General features: G+C 69.6%; 1 protein-coding gene. It reads right to left on the bottom strand.

The genetic code is table 11. The annotated features are described in order from the left end of the window. Nucleotides 1–31 precede the first annotated feature (31 nt). Nucleotides 32–17,683 (bottom strand): type I polyketide synthase, encoded by a 17,652-nt coding sequence (locus K4G22_RS26065; RefSeq protein WP_228082889.1) that lies wholly within the window; start codon nucleotides 17,681–17,683, stop codon nucleotides 32–34. Between the last annotated feature and the right edge of the window lie 23 nt (nucleotides 17,684–17,706).

The raw sequence follows: 17,706 nt of genomic DNA, 5'->3' as shown, positions 1-17,706 counted from the left end.
CCACCCAACGCAATCGAAAGGTCGTGCCGAGTCAGGAGAGTCCTAGCTCTCGGTCAATGAAGTCGAACACCTCGTCGGAGGTGGCCGAGTCGAGCGTTCCCGCCACGCCTTCGGGCGCTTCGCTCTCCTTGCTCGTCCACTGCGAGAGCAGCGAGCGCAGCCGCACGGTGACGCTGGCGTGCTCGCTGTGCTCAAGGTCGGCCGAGTCCACCAGCGCGGCCAGCCGATCCAGCTCGGCCAGCACCTGGACGGCCGAAGTGCCGTGTTCGTCGGCCAGGTTGGCGAGGAGGTGACCCGCCAGTGCGGAGGGGGTGGGGTGGTCGAACACCAGCGTGGCGGGGAGCCGCAGCCCGGTCGCCGCCGTGACGGCGTTGCGCAGCTCGACCGCCATCAGGGAGTCGAACCCGAGATCCCGGAACGCCCGGCCGGCCGGTACCCCCGTCGTGTCGGCGTGGCCCAGCACCCGGGACGCCTCGGCGCGGACGATGCCGACGAGGTGCCGCTCCCGCTCCGCCGGCGTCATCCCGGCCAGTTGGACGGCGAGTTCGGCGGCCAGGTCCTGCCCGCCTTCGGCACCGTCCTGGCCACCGTCGGCAAGCGCCTCCCGCACCTCCGGCAGGTCGCCGATCAGCGGGCGCGGCCGGACGGCGGCGAACGCGGGGGCGAAGACCGACCAGTCCACGTCCACCACCGTCAGGCACGTCTGGTTCTCGTCGAGGGCGCGTTGGAGCGCGGCGACGGCCAGCCGCGGTTCGAGGGCACGCAGACCGCGCCGCCGCAGCCCGTCACCCTCCTCGGCCGCCATACCGCCACCCGCCCAGGGGCCCCAGGCGATCGATGTCGCGGCAAGACCACGAGCCCGACGACGCTCCGCCAGACCGTCCAGGAACGCGTTCGCCGCCGCATAGGCACCCCCACCACCACTCCCCCACACACCAGCGATGGACGAGAACAACACAAACGCGTCCAACTCCCGCTCACCCAACAACTCATCCAGATGACCGGCACCCACCGCCTTCGCCGCCAACACCTCCGCCAACTCCCCGGCGGACAACTCGGCCAGCATCGTGGAACGGCTCACCCCGGCCGCGTGCACCACGGCCGTCAACCCGGGAAGTCCTTCCAACAACGCCGCCACCGCATCCCGGTCGGCCAGATCACACGCCACCGCCCGGATGCCGGACGGCAGGCCATCGGCCACACCACTACGGCTGGCCAACACCACATCCTCGGCACCACCCGCCCGCAACCAGTCGGCGATCTCCCGACCCAACGCCCCGGTACCACCCGTCACCAAGACCGTGCCACGCGGCGACCAGGGCTGCTTGACAGCTCCGTAGGGAGCTCGTGCGATCCGCCGCCCGAAGACGCCGGTGGACCGGACGGCCGTCTGGTCCTCCGTTCCGGCCAGCACATCGGCCAGTCGGGACAGCACCGCCCCGTCCAGCTCCGCCGGAAGATCCACCAGGCCACCCCAGGTGCCGGGCCGTTCCAGGCCCAGCACCCGGCCCAGGCCCCAGACCGCGGTCTGGGCCGGATCGACCGGGGCATCGGCCACGGTGACCGCGACGGCGCCTCGGGTGACCAGCCAGAGGGGCGCGTCCCAGTCGGCTGCGGCGTCGACGAGCGCGGCCTGGACGGGGTCCCCACCGGCCGTGGCCCGCAGCGACAGCACACCGGCCAGCTCACCCGTCCGCTCTGTCACGACCTCGGCGCCGTGCTGGGTCAGCCCGGCGACCACGGCGTCCGCCCAGCTCTGCTCGCCCTCGGGCCGGAGCACCAGCCAGCGGCCGGCGAGCGACGTGGCGGGAGAATCGGACAGGGACTTCCAGGTGACCTGGTAACGCCACCCCTCGGCCGTCGCCCGCGCGCTCCGCTCCGCGCGCCAGGCACGCAGCTCGGGCAGCACCGGTTCGAGCAGATCGGTGAGTTCACCGTTCTCGACGGCACTCCAGAACGCGGTGTCCTCGGTACCGCCGCCGGCGACGGCGGCCTTGGGCCAGTAACGCTGGCCCTGGAACGGGTAGGTGGGCAGGTCGACGCGGCGGGCCCCGGTGCCGGCGAAGACGGCGGGCCAGTCCACCTTGACGCCGTGCACGAAGAGCGCACCGACGCCGGTCAGCAGCGTCTCGACCTCGGGCCGGTTCTTACGCAGCGCCGGCGTTCCCTCGGCCATGGCGGAGAGCACCCCGTCCGGGCCGATCTCCAGGAACGAGGTCGTGCCCTGGTCGCGCAGCCACTCCAGCGCGTCGTGGAAACGGACGGCGTCCCGGACATGCCGCACCCAGTACTCGGCGTCGGTTTGGACGGGCTGCCCGGCGACCGGAATCCGAGCCGGGTGATACGTGAGCGTCTCGGCCACCGCACGGAACTCCGCCAGCATCGGGTCCATCAGATGCGAGTGGAACGCGTGGCTGACGGAAAGCCGCTTGTGCTTCCACCGCCCAGCCAACTCCACCACGGCCGCCTCATCACCCGACAGCACCACGGAATCAGGCCCGTTGACGGCGGCGATGTCGATGCCCTCGGTCAGCAGCGGCGCCACCTCGGCCTCCGGCGCCTGCACCGCCACCATCGCGCCACCCTCGGGCAACGCACCCATCAACCGACCCCGAGCCGCCACCAGAGCGCACGCGTCGTCCAGGGCGAGAACGCCGGCGACATGAGCGGCGGCGATCTCACCGATGGAGTGCCCCGCCAGGAACTCCGGCCGCACCCCCCAGGCTTCCAGCAGCCGGAAGAGCGCCACCTCAACGGCGAACAACCCCGCCTGAGTGAACTCCGTCCGATTCAGCAGCGCGGCGTCATCCCCGAAGGCGACCTCGCGCAACGGACGCGGCAACTCACGGTCCAGATGGGCGGCCACCGCGTCGAACGCGTCCGCGAAGACCGGGAACGCCTCATACACCTCCCCGCCCATGCCTGGGCGTTGACTGCCCTGGCCCGAGAAGAGGAACGCGGTGACGGACGCCCGAGCGGTACCGGTCAACGAGGCCCGGCCGTCGGCGACGGCCTCAAGCCCCGCCCGCAGCGCGGCCTCATCCGCGCCCAACACCACCGCACGGTGCTCCAGCACCGAACGCGTGGTCACCGCCGAGAACCCGAGATCCACCGGACGCACCCCGTCGAGCGCCACCAGCCGCGCGGCCTGGGCCCGCAGCGCCTCAGCGCTGGCACCCGACAGCACCACGGGCACCACGGGCAGCTCCACCCGCGCCGGCTCCGAGTCCGGCTGCTGCGGGAGCGACGGCTCGGGGGCCTGCTCGATGATCACATGCGCGTTGGTGCCGCTCATGCCGAACGAGGAGACGCCCGCACGTCGAGTCCCCGACGACTCCCAGGGACGGGCCTCGGTCAACAACTCCACCGAGCCGGCCGACCAATCCACCTGCGGCGAGGGCTCATCCACATGCAACGTCTTCGGCAACACCCCATGCCGCAGCGCCATCACCATCTTCATCACGCCACCCACACCCGAAGCCGACTGCGTATGACCGATGTTCGACTTCAACGACCCCAACCACAACGGCCGATCCCCATCACGCCCCTGCCCATACGTCGCCAACAACGCCTGCGCCTCAATCGGGTCACCAAGACGCGTCCCCGTCCCATGGCCCTCCACCACGTCCACATCCGACGTCGACAACCCAGCCGACGCCAACGCCTGCCGAATCACCCGCTGCTGCGACGGACCATTCGGCGCCGTCAAACCATTCGACGCACCATCCTGGTTCACCGCCGAACCCGCCACCACCGCCAACACCCGATGCCCATTCCGCCGCGCATCCGACAACCGCTCCACCAGAAGCAGCCCCACGCCCTCACCCCAACCCGTACCATCCGCAGCCCCAGCAAACGCCTTACACCGCCCATCAACCGACAACCCACCCTGACGCGAAAACTCCACAAACGTCCCCGGCGTCGCCATCACCGTCACCCCACCAGCCAACGCCAACGAACACTCACCCGACCGCAACGCCTGCACCGCCAAATGCAACGCCACCAACGACGAAGAACACGCCGTATCCACCGTCACCGCAGGACCCTCAAGCCCAAACGCATACGACAACCGCCCCGACACCACACTCGCCGCATTACCCGTCCCCACATGCCCACCAACATCCTCCCCACCCAACACCAACAACCCCGCATAATCCTGACTATTCGTCCCCACAAACACACCCGTCGCACTCCCCCGCAAACCCGAAGGCGCAATACCAGCCCGCTCAAACAACTCCCACGACGTCTCCAACAACAACCGCTGCTGCGGATCCATCGCCAACGCCTCACGCGGCGACACCCCAAACAAACCCGAATCAAACAACGCCGCCCCCGAAAGAAAACCACCCACACCCGTCGCACTCACCCCAGGCCCCTCACCCGCCAACAACCCACCCACATCCCAACCACGATCGGTGGGGAACTCCGCAATGGCATCGCCACCACCAACCACCAGATCCCACAGCTCCTCAGGCGAACCAACCCCACCCGGATAACGGCACGCCATACCCACGATCACGATCGGATCGTCATCCACCGAGACCACGGCGGTGCCAGGCCGCTCCTCGGAAAGCTCCGCGACCTCCCCGGAAAGCTCCCGCAGCAGATACTCGGCCAACGCCTCCGCGTTCGGATAGTCAAACGCCACCGTCGCCGCCAACCCCAACCCCGTCTCCCGCATCAACCCATTACGCAACTCCACAGCCGTCAACGAATCAAAACCCATATCCCGGAACGCACGCCCCGTCTCCACCTCCCCACCCGACACAAACCCCAACACCCGAGCCACCTCACCACGAACCAAACCCAACACCTCACGCGAACGCTCACCCGCCGACAAACCAACCAACCGACCCACCAAACCAGCACTCTCCCCCGACACCCCCACCGCCAACGCCTCAACCACCTCAGGCAACTCACCAATCAACGGACGCGACCGAGCCACCGACAACGCCGGCCCAAACACCGACCAATCCACATCAACAACCGTCACACTCTCCTCACCATCACCCACCACCTGACCCAACGCCGCCAAAGCCACCCCAGGCTCCAACCCCACCAACCCACGCCGACGCAACACCTCACCCGTCTCACCCGCCGCCATACCCCCACCAGCCCACGGACCCCAAGCAACCGACGTCCCCACCAAACCCCGAGCCCGGCGCGCCTGCACCAACCCATCCAGGAACGCGTTCGCCGCCGCATACGCACCGCCCTCGGCACTCCCCCATATGCCGGCGATGGAGGAGAACACCACAAACGCGTCCAACTCCCGATCACCCAACACCTCGTCCAACACCACCGCACCACCAACCTTCGCCCCCACCACCACATCCCACTCCTCCCGCGAAACCTCCCGCAACAACGAACTCCGACTCACCCCCGCCGCATGCACCACCGCGGACAACCCAGAAAGCCCCGCCACCACACCAGCCACCGCATCCCGATCCGTCACATCACACGCCACCCCCACCACCCGCTCATCCACCACACCCACCGAACCCGAACGACTCAACAACACCACCCGCTCAGCACCCGCACCCACCAACCACCCAGCCAACTCCGTACCCAAACCACCCGAACCACCCGTCACCAACACCGTCCCACGCGGCACCCAACCCAACCCCGACCCCCGCCGAGGAGCACGCACCAACCGACGCCCATAAACCCCAGAACCCCGAACCGCCACCTCATCCTCAACACCAAAACCACCACCCAACACACCAACCAACCGACCCAACACCCGCTCATCCACCCCACCCACCGGCAAATCAACCAACCCACCCCAACACAACGGCTCCTCCAACCCCAACACCCGACCCACACCCCACACCGCCGACTGACCAGCCACCACCACCCCATCCGAACGCCCCACCGACACCCCACCCCGCGTCACCAACCACACCGGCACCCCCAACCCACAACGCACCACATCCACCACACCCCACGCCTCCCCCGACCACAACACACCAGCCACCTCAACCCCCACACCCACATCCCAACCCACATGCACCCTCACCCCAAGACCACGCAACCCCGAAACCACATCCTCACCCACACCCACAGCCACCCACACACCCGACAAACCCCCACCCAACACCCCACCACCCAACGGAGACCACACCACCCGATAACGCAACCCCGACACCACCGACTCCACACCATCCCGACGCCGCCACTCCAACACCGCAGCCAACGCCTCCTCCCCCAACCCCAACTCCCCACGCTCCACCGCACCCCAAAAACGACCACCATCAACCAACCCACCCCCACCAACCACCTCAGGCCAAAAACGCACCCGCTGGAAGGGATAGGTGGGCAGGTCGACGCGGCGGGCACCCGTGCCATCGAAGACGGCGGGCCAGTCCACCTTGACGCCCTGGACGAAGAGCGTGCCGACGCCGGTCAGCAGCGTCTCGACCTCGGGCCGGTTCTTACGCAACGCGGGAACGCCATCCGCCATCGCGGAGAGCACCCCATCCGGGCCGATCTCCAGGAACGAGGTCGTCCCCTGTTCGCGCAGCCACTCCACCCCGTCGTGGAAACGCACCGCGTCCCGGACATGCCGCACCCAATACTCGGCGTCGACCACCGAAGGCTGCCCGGCGACCGGAATCTGAGCCGGGTGATACGTGAGCGTCTCCGCGACCGTACGGAACTCCGCCAGCATCGGCTCCATCAAATGCGAATGGAAGGCATGGCTGACGGAAAGCCGCTTGTGCTTCCACCGCCCCGCCAACTCCACCACAGCCGCCTCATCACCCGAAAGCACCACGGAATCAGGCCCGTTGACCGCCGCGATATCCACACCCTCGGTCAGCAACGGCGCCACCTCGGCCTCCGCCGCCTGCACCGCCACCATCGCGCCACCCTCGGGCAGCGCACCCATCAACCGACCCCGAGCCGCCACCAGCACACAGGCGTCATCCAACGACAACACGCCGGCGACATGCGCGGCGGCGATCTCACCAATCGAATGCCCCGCCAAGAACTCCGGCCGCACCCCCCACGACTCCACCAACCGGAACAACGCCACCTCAACAGCGAACAACCCTGCCTGAGTGAACTCCGTCCGGTCCAGCAGCGCGGCGTCATCCCCGAAGACGACCTCCCGCAGGGGACGGTGAAGGTGTGTGTCCAGATGGGCCGCTACCGCGTCGAACGCGTCCGCGAACGCGGGGAACGCCTCATACAACTCCCGTCCCATGCCGGGGCGTTGACTGCCCTGGCCGGAGAAGAGGAACGCGGTGACGGACGCCCGAGCGGTACCGGCCAGCGAGGCCCGGCCGTCGGCGACGGCCTCAAGCCCCGCCCGCAGCGCGGCCTCATCCGCGCCCAACACCACCGCACGGTGGTCCAGCGCCGAGCGGGTGGTCACCGTCGAGTAGCCGAGATCCAGCGGACGTACTCCATCGAGCGCCACCAGCCGCGCGGCCTGGGCCCGCAGGGCGGCTTCGCCGCGCCCGGACAGGACCACGGGCACCACGGGCAGCTCCACCCGCGCCGGCTCCGACGGATCGGCGACCGCCGGGGCCTGCTCGATGATCACATGCGCGTTTGTCCCGCTGAGACCGAACGAGGAGACACCCGCACGTCGCGTCCCCGAGGACTCCCAGGGACGGGCCTCGGTCAACAACTCCACCGAACCGGCCGACCAATCCACCTGCGGTGACGGCTCATCCACATGCAACGTCTTCGGCAACACCCCATGCCGCAGCGCCATCACCATCTTCATCACGCCACCCACACCGGAAGCGGCCTGCGCATGGCCGATGTTCGACTTCAACGACCCCAGCGCCAGCGGGCGCTCCCGGTCCTGCCCATAGGTGGCAAGCAGCGCCTGCGCCTCGATCGGGTCACCCAGACGGGTGCCCGTGCCATGCCCCTCCACCACGTCCACGTCCGACGTCGACAACCCGGCCGACGCCAACGCCTGCCGAATCACCCGCTGCTGCGACGGACCATTCGGCGCCGTCAAACCATTCGACGCACCATCCTGATTCACCGCCGAACCCGCCACCACCGCCAACACCTCATGCCCATTCCGCCGCGCGTCCGACAGCCGCTCCACCAGAAGCAGCCCCACGCCCTCACTCCACCCCGTGCCGTCCGCGGCTCCGGCGAACGCCTTGCAGCGCCCGTCGATCGACAGGCCGCCCTGGCGCGAGAACTCCACAAACATCCCCGGGCTGGGCATCACCGTCACTCCGCCGGCCAGAGCCAGGGAGCATTCGCCGGATCGCAGGGCCTGCACGGCCCAGTGCAAGGCGACAAGGGACGAAGAGCACGCCGTATCGACCGTCACCGCGGGGCCCTCAAGCCCGTACACATAGGACAGCCGTCCCGAGGCCACGCTGGGGGCGACGCCGGTGGCGAGGTGTCCCTCGACGGCCTCCAACGTGCTGCCGAGCAGGCTGACGTAGTCGGAACTGCTCATCCCGACGAACACGCCCGTCGAGCTTCCCCGCAGCTCCTCCACGTCGAGCCCGGCGCGTTCGAACAGCTCCCACGAGGTCTCCAACAACAACCGCTGCTGGGGATCCATCGCCAACGCCTCGCGCGGTGAGATACCAAAGAGTCCGGCGTCGAACTCCCCCGCGCCGTGGAGAAAGCCGCCCCGCGCGGTCGCCGAAGTGCCGGATCCACCGGCGCCGGTGTCGACCAACGAGCCAAGGTTCCACCCTCGGTCGGTGGGGAACTCGGCAATGGCATCGCCACCACCAACCACCAGATCCCACAGCTCCTCAGGCGAACCAACCCCACCCGGATAACGGCACGCCATACCCACGATCACGATCGGATCGTCATCCACCGAGACCACGGCGGTGCCAGGCCGCTCCTCGGAAAGCTCCGCGACCTCCCCGGAAAGCTCCCGCAGCAGATACTCGGCCAACGCCTCCGCGTTCGGATAGTCAAACGCCACCGTCGCCGCCAACCCCAACCCCGTCTCCCGCATCAACCCATTACGCAACTCCACAGCCGTCAACGAATCAAAACCCATATCCCGGAACGCACGCCCCGTCTCCACCTCCCCACCCGACACAAACCCCAACACCCGAGCCACCTCACCACGAACCAAACCCAACACCTCACGCGAACGCTCACCCGCCGACAAACCAACCAACCGACCCACCAAACCAGCACTCTCCCCCGACACCCCCACCGCCAACGCCTCAACCACCTCAGGCAACTCACCAATCAACGGACGCGACCGAGCCACCGACAACGCCGGCCCGAACACCGACCAATCCACATCAACAACCGTCACACTCTCCTCACCATCACCCACCACCTGACCCAACGCCGCCAAAGCCACCCCGGGCTCCAACCCCACCAACCCACGCCGACGCAACACCTCACCCGTCTCACCCGCCGCCATACCCCCACCAGCCCACGGACCCCAAGCAACCGACGTCCCCACCAAACCCCGAGCCCGACGGGACGAGATAAGCCCGTCGAGGAACGCGTTCGCCGCGGCATAGGCGCCGCTCTCACTGCTTCCCCATATGCCGGCGATGGAGGAGAACACCACAAACGCGTCCAACTCCCGATCACCCAACACCTCGTCCAACACCACCGCACCACCCACCTTCGCCCCCACCACCACATCCCACTCCTCCCGCGAAACCTCCCGCAACAACGCACTCCGACTCACCCCCGCCGCATGCACCACCGCGGACAACCCAGAAAGCCCCGCCACCACACCAGCCACCGCATCCCGATCCGTCACATCACACGCCACCCCCACCACCCGCTCATCCACCACACCCACCGAACCCGAACGACTCAACAACACCACCCGCTCAGCACCCGCACCCACCAACCACCCCGCCAACTCCGTACCCAAACCACCCGAACCACCCGTCACCAACACCGTCCCACGCGGCACCCAACCCAACCCCGACCCCCGCCGAGGAGCACGCACCAACCGACGCCCATAAACCCCAGAACCCCGAACCGCCACCTCATCCTCAACACCAAAACCACCACCCAACACACCAACCAACCGACCCAACACCCGCTCATCCACCCCACCCACCGGCAAATCAACCAACCCACCCCAACACAACGGCTCCTCCAACCCCAACACCCGACCCACACCCCACACCGCCGACTGACCAGCCACCACCACCCCATCCGAACGCCCCACCGACACCCCACCCCGCGTCACCAACCACACCGGCACCCCCAACCCACAACGCACCACATCCACCACACCCCACGCCTCCCCCGACCACAACACACCAGCCACCTCAACCCCCACACCCACATCCCAACCCACATGCACCCTCACCCCAAGACCACGCAACCCCGAAACCACATCCTCACCCACACCCACAGCCACCCACACACCCGACAAACCCCCACCCAACACCCCACCACCCAACGGAGACCACACCACCCGATAACGCAACCCCGACACCACCGACTCCACACCATCCCGACGCCGCCACTCCAACACCGCAGCCAACGCCTCCTCCCCCAACCCCAACTCCCCACGCTCCACCGCACCCCAAAAACGACCACCATCAACCAACCCACCCCCACCAACCACCTCAGGCCAAAAACGCACCCGCTGAAACGCATAGGTCGGCAACTCGACCTGACGAGCCCTCGTACCGTCGAACAGTGCACCCCATTCGATGTCAAGGCCGTTCACATAGAAAGTGGCGAGAGCCGTGAAAAGCGTCTCGACCTCGGGCCGGTTCTTACGCAACGCGGGAACGCCATCCGCCATCGCGGAGAGCACCCCATCAGGGCCGATCTCCAGAAACGTGCCCACACCCTGCGCGCGCAGCCACTCCACCCCGTCATGGAAACGCACCGCGTCCCGAACATGCCGCACCCAATAAGCGGCATCCGTCTGAACCGGCTGCCCCGCGACCGGAATCTCCGCCGGACGGTAGGTGAGCGTCTCGGCCACCGCGCGGAACTCCGCCAGCATCGGCTCCATCAGATGCGAGTGGAACGCATGGCTGACGGAAAGCCGCTTGTGCTTCCACCGCCCCGCCAACTCCACCACGGCCGCCTCATCACCCGAAAGCACCACGGAATCAGGCCCGTTGACGGCGGCGATGTCGATGCCCTCGGTCAGCAGCGGCAGAACCTCGGCCTCCGGCGCCTGCACCGCCACCATCGCACCACCCTCGGGCAACGCACCCATCAACCGACCCCGAGCCGCCACCAGCACACAGGCGTCATCCAACGACAACACCCCCGCCACATGCGCGGCGGCGATCTCACCAATCGAATGCCCCGCCAAGAACTCCGGCCGCACCCCCCACGACTCCACCAACCGGAACAACGCCACCTCAACGGCGAACAACCCCGCCTGAGTGAACTCCGTCCGATTCAGCAGCGCGGCGTCATCCCCGAAGACGACCTCCCGCAACGGACGCGACAACTCACGGTCCAGATAGCCGGCGACCGCGTCGAACGCGTCCGCGAAGACCGGGAACGCCTCATACACCTCCCGCCCCATGCCCAGCCGCTGGCTGCCCTGGCCGGAGAAAAGGAACGCCAGCCGGCCGGTGTCGTGCGTGTCGCCGCCGCGTACGACGCCGGCCGCCGAGCGGCCGTCGGCCAGGGCGTCAAGGCCGGCGTCGAGTGCCTCCAGGTCGCCGGCCAGCACGACGGCGCGGGTGTCGAGGGCCGAGCGTCCCGTCGCGGCGGCGTAGGCGAGGTCGATCAGCCGCTGCTCGGAGTGGTCAGCGGTGTGCGCTGCCAGCCGTGCGGCCTGTTCACGAAGGGCGGTCTCGCCGCGTCCCGACAGCGCCACGGGGACGACGGGCAGCTCCACCCGCGCCGGCTCCGCCGGATCGGCGACCGCCGGGGCCTGCTCGATGATCACATGCGCGTTGGTGCCGCTCATGCCGAACGAGGACACGCCCGCACGTCGCGTCCCCGAGGACTCCCAGGGACGGGCCTCGGTCAGCAGCTCCACCGAACCGGCCGACCAATCCACCTGCGGCGAAGGCTCATCCACATGCAACGTCTTCGGCAACACCCCGTGCCGCAGCGCCATCACCATCTTCATCACGCCACCCACACCCGAAGCCGACTGCGTATGACCGATGTTCGACTTCAACGACCCCAGGGCCAGCGGGCGCTCCCGGTCCTGCCCATAGGTGGCAAGCAGCGCCTGCGCCTCAATCGGGTCGCCAAGACGGGTGCCCGTGCCATGGCCCTCCACCACATCCACATCCGACGTCGACAACCCGGCCGACGCCAACGCCTGCCGAATCACCCGCTGCTGCGACGGACCATTCGGCGCCGTCAAACCATTCGACGCACCATCCTGATTCACCGCCGAACCCGCCACCACCGCCAACACCCGATGCCCATTCCGCCGCGCATCCGACAACCGCTCCACCAGAAGCAGCCCCACACCCTCACCCCAACCCGTACCATCCGCAGCCCCAGCAAACGCCTTACACCGCCCATCAACCGACAACCCACCCTGACGCGAAAACTCCACAAACGTCCCCGGCGTCGCCATCACCGTCACCCCACCAGCCAACGCCAACGAACACTCACCCGACCGCAACGCCTGCACCGCCAAATGCAACGCCACCAACGACGAAGAACACGCCGTATCCACCGTCACCGCAGGACCCTCAAGCCCAAACGCATACGACAACCGCCCCGACACCACACTCGCCGCATTACCCGTCCCCACATGCCCACCAACATCCTCCCCACCCAACACCAACAACCCCGCATAATCCTGACTATTCGTCCCCACAAACACACCCGTCGCACTCCCCCGCAAACCCGAAGGCGCAATACCAGCCCGCTCAAACAACTCCCACGACGTCTCCAACAACAACCGCTGCTGCGGATCCATCGCCAACGCCTCACGCGGCGACACCCCAAACAAACCCGAATCAAACAACGCCGCCCCCGAAAGAAAACCACCCACACCCGTCGCACTCACCCCAGGCCCCTCACCCGCCAACAACCCACCCACATCCCAACCACGATCGGTGGGGAACTCCGCAATCGCATCACCACCACCAACCACCAGATCCCACAACTCCTCAGGCGAACCAACCCCACCCGGATAACGGCACGCCATACCGACGATCACGATCGGATCGTCGTCCACCGACGCGACGGCGCCGGGTGCGTCGGGGGCCGTGCGCTGGTCGGTGCCGGCGATGGAGTCGGTCAGGTGCTCGGTCAGCGCGCGGGCGTTGGGGTAGTCGAAGACCAGGGTGGCGGGCAGTGGCATGCCGGTCTCGCCGGTCAGGCGGTTGCGGAAGTCGACGGCGGTCAGCGAGTCGAAGCCCAGGTCGCGGAAGGCCACGTCGGTCTCCACGGCCTCCGGTCCCGCGAAGCCGAGCACGGCGGCGGCCTCCGCGCGGATCAGGGCCTCAAGACGGTGGGCGAGCTCGGCGCGCGGCAGGTCCCAGCGGCCGGTGGGCGACTGTTCGGCCATGGTGGCGGCGGTCAGTGCCTCGGCGGCCTCGGGAAGGGCGTGGAGGAACGGGCGGGGCCTGGTGGCGGCGAGCGCGGGGGCGAAGACCGACCAGTCCACGTCGGCGACCGTCAGGCTGGCGCGGTCGTCGCCGACGGCGCCGTGCAGCGCGTCGATGGCGAGGGCCGGCGGGAGGGCGCGCAGCCCTCGGCGGCGGAGCTCGGTCTGGGTGTCGGCGTCGGCGGCCATGCCGACCTCGGCCCAGGGGCCCCAGGCCAGCGCGGTGGCCACCAGGCCACGGGCGGCGCGGTGTTCGGCGAGCGCGTCGAGCGAGGCGTTGGCGGCGGCGTAGGCGGCGAGTTGGGCGCTGCCCCAGATGCCGGAGATGGAGGAGAAGAGGACGAACGCGTCCAGGTCCCGTTCGGCGAGGAGTTCGTCGAGGTGGAAGGCGCCGTGCACCTTGGCGGTCATGACGCGGGCGAGGAACGCGGCGTCGGTGTCGTCGACGGTGGCGGCGTCGCCGATGCCGGCGGCGTGCACGACGGCGGTGAGGTCGTCGAGGTCGCTCTCGTCGATCTGGCGGATGGCGGCGGCCAGTTCGTCGCGGTCGGCGACGTCGCAGGCGATGGCGGTGACCCTGGGGTCGGGCTCGGCGAGGGTGCCGCGCCGGCTGAGGGCGACGACATGGGCGGCGCCGGAGTCGAGCAGCCAGCGGGTGACGGCGGTGCCGAGGGCCCCGGTGCCGCCGGTGATCAGCACGGTGCCGCGCGGGGCCCAGCCGGCGCCGGTCCGGGTGCCGGGGGCGCGGACGAGTCGGCGGGTGTAGACGCCGGAGGCGCGCACGGCGAGCTGGTCCTCGGTGCCGCCGAGCGCGGCGGCCAGGTGGGCGAGGGAGCGCGCGTCGGGGTCGGCGGGCAGGTCGATCAGGCCGCCCCAGCGTTCGGGGAGTTCGAGGGCGACGGCGCGGCCATAGCCCCAGGTGGCGGCCTGGCGGGGGGCGCGGAGCGGGTCGGAGCGGCCGGTGGAGACGGCGCCCGAGGTGACGGCCCACAGCGGCGCGCCCGGGTGGGCGCGGACCAGGTCGAGGGTGGCGGCGAGCCCTCGGGGCAGGACCGGGTGGTCGGGGTGCGGGCTGTCGTCGAGGGTGAGGAGGGAGAGGATGCCGCTGAGGTTGTCGAGGGTGTCGTGGTCGGGGAGCGGCTGCCGTGGGTCGGCGACGACGGCGTGGGCGCCGGCGGCGGTGAGGGCGTCGACGTAGGGCTCGCAGGGCCGGTCGCTGACGATCAGCCAGGTGCCGGTCAACTCCTGTGCGGGGGTGTGGGGTTGCCAGGTGACGCGGTAGCGCCAGGAGTCGACGGTCGAGGTGGCTCGGCGGTGTCGGCGCCAGGAGGCGAGCGCGGGCAGGGCGGGGGCGATCTCGTCGAGGTGCTGTGGGTCGATGGTGTCGGCGAGCGGGGTGAGGTCGCCCTGTTCGACGGCGTGCCAGAAGTCGCTGTCCTCGGCGGTGCCGGGGGTCTCGGTCGGGGTGGCGCTGCCGGTGGGCCAGTAGCGGTCGCGTTGGAAGGCGTAGGTGGGGAGGTCGACGCGGCGCGCCCCTGAGCCGGCGAGGAGCGTCGTCCAGTCGGGGCTGACGCCTCGGGTGTGGAGCGCGGCGACGGCGGCCTGGAGGGTGTCCGCGTCGGCGGCGCGGCCGGTGCGGAGGGCGGGGACGAACTGTCCTGGGGTGGCGCCGGCGAGGCAGTCCTGTCCCAGCGAGGAGAGCACGCCGTCGGGGCCGATCTCCAGGAACGTGGTGGCGCCCTGGGCCGCGAGTTCGCGGACGCCGTCGAGGAATCGGACGCAGTCGCGGACGTGGCGGGTCCAGTGGTCGGCGGAGGCGAGTTGTTCGGCGGTGGCGACGCGGCCGGTGAGGTTGCTGACGAGGGGGATGAGCGGCGGGTGGTAGGTGAGGCCGGCGGCGACCCGGTGGAAGTCGGCGAGCATGCCGTCCATCAGGCGGGAGTGGAAGGCGTGGCTGACGGCGAGCCGTTTGGTGGAGCGGGCGGGGAAGGCGGCGACTACGCCCTGCACGGCGTCCTCGTCGCCGGAGATCACGACGGACTCGGGGCCGTTGACGGCTGCGATGTCGGCGCGGTCGCCGAGCAGGGGCCGCACCTCGGCCTCGCTGGCGCGCACGGAGAACATGGCGCCGCCGGCGGGGAGTCGCGCCATGAGTCGGCCTCGGGCGGTGACCAGCGCGCAGGCGTCTTCGAGGGAGAGGACGCCGGCGACATGGGCGGCGGCGATCTCGCCGATGGAGTGGCCCGCGACGAGGTCGGGGCGGATGCCGAGGGACTCGACGACTCTGAACAGCGCGACCTCGACGGCGAAGAGCGCCGGCTGGGCGTGGTCGGTGCGGTTGAGCGTTTCCGTGTCGTCGCCGAAGACGATGTCGCGCAGGGGGCGTTGGAGTCCCGTGTCGAGCAGCGCGCAGCAGGCGTCGAACGCCTCGGCGTAGACGGGATACGTCTCGTACAACTCCCGGCCCATGCCGAGGCGTTGGCTGCCCTGCCCGGCGAAGAGGAAGGCGGTTCTGCCGGGGGTGCGGGTGCCGGTGCGGAGGTGGGCGGCCGACTGGCCTTCGGCGAGGGCGCGCAGCCCTTCGACGAGGGCGGTGTGGTCGGCGGCGACGACGGCGGCGCGGTGGTCGAAGGCGGTGCGGGTGGTGGCCAGGGAGTGCGCGAGGTCGGCGACGGTTGGCCGCGCGTCCTTGGGGCGGGTGTCGAGGTGGTGGGCGAGGTGGGCGGCCTGGGCGCGCAGGGCTTCGGCGGTGCGGGCGGAGAGCGTGACGGGGAGCGGTCCGGTGGGTGGTGCGGCGGGTGGGCTGTCGTGGTCGGCGGGTTGGGGCGCGGCTTCCAGGATGGTGTGCGCGTTGGTGCCGCTCATGCCGAAGGAGGAGACGCCGGCGCGGCGGGGCGCCCCGGTGTCGGGCCAGGGGGTGGCGTCGGTGAGGAGTTCGACGGCGCCGGCGGTCCAGTCGACGTGGGGGGTGGGTTCGTCGATGTGCAGGGTGGGGGGCAGCAGCCCGTGGCGCAGGGCCATCACCATCTTGATGATGCCGGCGACGCCGGACGCGGACTGGGTGTGCCCGATGTTGGACTTGATGGAGCCGAGCCACAGCGGCAGGTCGGCGGCGCGGTTCTGGCCGTAGGCGGCGATGACGGCCTGGGCCTCGATGGGGTCGCCGAGCCTGGTGCCGGTGCCGTGCGCCTCGACGGCGTCGACCTGGTCGGGGGTGAGGCCGGCGTCGGCGAGTGCCTTGCGGATGACGCGCTGTTGGGCGGGGCCGTTGGGCGCGGTCAGGCCGCTGGACGCGCCGTCCTGGTTGACGGCGGAGCCGCGCACCACGGCGAGCACGGGGTGGCCGTTGCGCTGGGCGTCGGAGAGGCGTTCCAGGACGAGCAGCCCTACGCCTTCGCCCCAGCCGGTGCCGTCGGCGGCGGCGGCGAAGGTCTTGCAGCGGCCGTCGGGGGCGAGTCCTCGCTGGCGGGAGAATTCGAGGAACGCGCCCGGGCTGGCCATGACGGTGACGCCGCCGGCGAGCGCGAGTCCGCATTCGCCCTGGCGGAGGGCCTGGACGGCGAGGTGCAGGGCGACGAGGGAGGAGGAGCAGGCGGTGTCGACGGTGACGGCCGGGCCCTCGACGCCGAAGGTGTAGGAGAGGCGTCCTGAGATGACGCTGGCGGCGTTGCCGGTGGCCAGGTGTCCGCTCTGGTCGTCGGCCGAGGCGGCGACGAGGGAGGCGTAGTCCTGGCTGTTGGTGCCGACGAAGACGCCGGTCTGGCCGCCGCGCAGGGTGGCGGGGGCGATGCCGGCGCGTTCGAACGCCTCCCAGGAGGTTTCCAGGAGGAGCCGTTGCTGCGGGTCCATGGCGAGGGCCTCGCGGGGCGAGATGCCGAAGAAGCCCGCGTCGAAGTCGGCGACGTCCCTGAGGAAGCCGCCCTCGTTGGCGTAGCTCTTGCCCGGCTGTCCTGGTTCGGGGTCGTAGAGCCCTTCGAGGTCCCAGCCGCGGTCGGCGGGGAAGCCGTCGATGGCGTCGCCGCCGCGGGCGACGAGGTCCCAGAGGTCCTCCGGGGTGCGCACTCCGCCCGGGTAGCGGCAGCTCATGCCGACGATGGCGATGGGCTCGGTGCCCTGGCCTTCGAGTTCGGTGACGCGCTGGCGGGCCTGCCGGAGCTCGACGGTCATCCACTTGAGGTGGTCGAGCAGCTTCTTCTCGTTCATGACCTCTCCGACGCCCTCGCTCG

It is taken from the genome of Streptomyces profundus (assembly GCF_020740535.1).
GTDB classification, from domain to species: Bacteria; Actinomycetota; Actinomycetes; order Streptomycetales; family Streptomycetaceae; genus Streptomyces; species Streptomyces profundus.
The sequence above is the reverse complement of the archived record's forward strand: the minus strand, read 5'-3'. Positions and strand labels throughout refer to the sequence as shown.